The sequence below is a fragment of the Milkweed yellows phytoplasma str. MW1 genome (assembly GCF_000309485.1).
Lineage (GTDB): Bacteria > Bacillota_I > Bacilli_A > Acholeplasmatales > Acholeplasmataceae > Phytoplasma.
Genome location: NZ_AKIL01000095.1, coordinates 1 through 2876, shown reverse-complemented (window position 1 = coordinate 2876; position 2876 = coordinate 1). Strand labels below are relative to the sequence as shown.

General features: G+C 28.0%; 2 protein-coding genes. Both read left to right on the top strand.

Annotation, left to right across the window (positions count from 1 at the left end):
- Positions 1-96: 96 nt before the first annotated feature.
- Entirely contained in the window at positions 97-813 is a 717-nt protein-coding gene (locus RI76_RS02065; protein ID WP_017192487.1) for a hypothetical protein, read from the top strand.
- 88 nt (positions 814-901) lie between these two features.
- A complete protein-coding gene (gene pepV, locus RI76_RS02060; RefSeq protein WP_017192486.1) occupies positions 902-2281 on the top strand; it encodes a dipeptidase PepV in 1380 nt (459 codons plus the stop codon).
- Positions 2282-2876: the final 595 nt, after the last annotated feature.

Here is a 2876-nt window from a genome sequence, read left to right as displayed (position 1 = left end):
TCCCTACACGACGCTCTTCCGATCTTTATAATAAGATAAAATCAGCGTTTTAAAAGGTGCTGTTTATCAATTTTCTTCAAAGAAGGGTTATTCAACATGAATCAAAAGAAATTTATTAAAAAGAATTTATCAGACCAAAATACATCCAAAGGCGGAATTTATAAATTATTATATGTTTTATTCTGTTTGGGCTTGTTATCAATCTCTTTAGGAGTTTTTATCGCACAAGTAGATGAAAAAGTGATTAAAGGAACAGACTTGTTGCATGATTGGAAAAAATTATTCAACAAGTTCACTTATCAAAGTAATTTTTTAGTTTTAATAGTGATGCTTTTATTCTTTACTCCTTGGCGAAAAAAGAAGAACTTTGCTGTTTTAACTTTTATAACTTTAGTAAGCATTTTATTTACTGCGATTATTAATCATTCGATTCTAGATAGAGATGAAATTAAGAACTTTAGTTTTAAAACTGTTGATTTTCAACACACTATTATCCCTCTTTTATACACTGTCTTTTATTTTTCGAAAAAAAATATTGGCATGTCTTGTAAAAAAGCTTATTTAGGGATTATCCACCCTTTGACTTATTTAATTATTTATTTAATTATCGGCAAAATAAAAGGGGAAGATTATAAATATCCTTATGATTTCATCAACCCTCACAAACCTGGCATTATAGGAGATTTATTAGGAAAGACAAAACAAGGGTATTTTTATCTTTTTTTAACCGCTTCCCTTTTAACCGTCTTAATTTATTTATTTTCGTTATTTTTAAATTTCGCTAAAAGTAAAATTAATTCTCGAAAATATTAATTTTTACAAATAAATGGTTTTACCGCATGATGTCTTTTTTTTCTGAATTATAGTAAATATCCAAAAAAACCAAAAAAGGTGATAAATAATGTTTGATTTTAAAAAAGAAGTTTTAAAAAGAAAAGATATTATTGTTAAAACTCTGCAAGATTTGTTAAGAATAGAGAGCGAATTAGAAACATTTAAACCAGAAAATAAAGGCGCTCCTTTTGGACAAAAATTAAAAGAAGCTCTTGATTTTATGTTGAATTTAGGACAAAAAGATGGTTTTAAAACTTTGAATGTTGATGGTTATGCCGGTCATATAGAATACGGTAATCAAACAGATTGGGTTGGAATAATAGGACATCTAGATGTTGTTCCCGCCGGCAACCATTGGTCTTACCCTCCTTATGAAGCTAAAATAGTGGATGGTAAAATTTATGCTAGAGGTTCTCAAGATAATAAAGGTCCCGTTATTGCTTCTTATTTTGCTTTAAGAATTTTAAAAGAATTAAACGTTCCTTTAAAAAAAAGAGTGAAATTTGTTTTAGGATTAGATGAAGAATGCGAATGGCGCTGTGTGGATCATTACTTTGAAAAACATCCGGAAATCCCTGTTGCTGGTTTTGTGCCTGATAGTTATTTTCCTTTAGTTTATGCGGAAAAAGGTCTTGTGGTTTTATTTTTAGAAACTGAAAGCACAGACCCCAGCATTATCAGTATACAAGGTGGTTCTAAAGTAAATGTTGTACCGGATTTAGCTCAATCGGTTTTAGTTTATGAACCTCATTATGAAGCTTTATTTCAACAATATGTCCAAAAAAACGATATAAAAGCTATTTTTACCAGACAAAACGATCGAGTCATTATTGAAGTCCAAGGTTCCGCTTTTCACGGTTCCGCTCCAGAACAAGGTATAAACGCTAACGATGCTTTAATCAAAATTCTGCAAACTTTAAATATTGAAAATAATTTTCTGAATTTTTTAAATAATTATGTAGTAGATAGTTCAGATGGTCAAAAAATGGGGATTAAGTATTTAGATGCTGAAACAGAACATCTTACCTTATTTAGCGGAGTTTTTAATTATGACAGCAATAAAGCCTCTTTTTATTTAGATTTAAGATATCCTAAAGGCATCAAATATGAAGATATCATGACTCAAATTAACCAAAAAGCACAAGAAAATAATATTAAAGTGCATGTAGTTTTTCATAAAGCTTTATTTTATCAAAGTCCTAAAAGCTCTTTATCGCAAACCTTAATGAAAGCTTATCAAAAACATACAAATGATCTAGTTTCTCAACCTTTAACTAGAGGCGGAGGCAGTTTTGCCAGAACCATCCCTAATTTAGTTGCTTTTGGGCCAATTTTTCCCAAAGAAAACGCTTTATTTCATCAAAAAGATGAAAATATCTCTATTCAAACTTTAATGAAATTAACTATGATTTACACAGACGCTTTATATGAATTAACCACCCAATAAAAATTTGTAAATAAAAATTAAACAAAAAAATGATCTCTAAAGAGTCAAAATAAAAAAAACGTTTCAAAAAGACGTTTTTTTTATTGGGGATTGAAGAACATTATAATTAGATTTTTTATTGATTGTAAGTTTTTCGGTTATTACTTTTATTTGATTGATTGCGATTATTTTCACGTGACATAGCTTTATTTTAAAACATTAGATAATAGGTGGTTGTTCTGCACACCTTAAAAGTCAAGATAAAAAACCTCTTTTTATAACTTTTTTTATATAAATTAACGTCTTAAATTAAAAAGTTGATAATATTATTTATTTATTATATATCAACTTTAAAAAAATAGCTAAAAAAACGCTTTATTTTGTTTTTATTTGTTATAATAAAGATAATAAAAAGATCCCTAAAAAGAGAAAAAGAGCCCTTTATGGGTCTCTTTTTTTATATTCTTTTAAACGTTTATTATGGTTAAAAGGTTGTTAAAGTTTCATTATAGTTAATAAGAGGCTTTTTATTTTTTTGTATTCGTTTTTATCACCTTCTTTAGGTGTTTCTATGTTTTCCTCTTTTGTGGTTTCATCTTGTTTTTGTATCGACAAT

Excerpts from the sequence above, each read along its gene's own strand:
- pepV (WP_017192486.1), top strand. The coding sequence starts at position 902 with ATGTTTGATTTTAAAAAAGAAGTTTTAAAAAGAAAAGATATTATTGTT.
- RI76_RS02065 (WP_017192487.1), top strand. The coding sequence starts at position 97 with ATGAATCAAAAGAAATTTATTAAAAAGAATTTATCAGACCAAAATACA.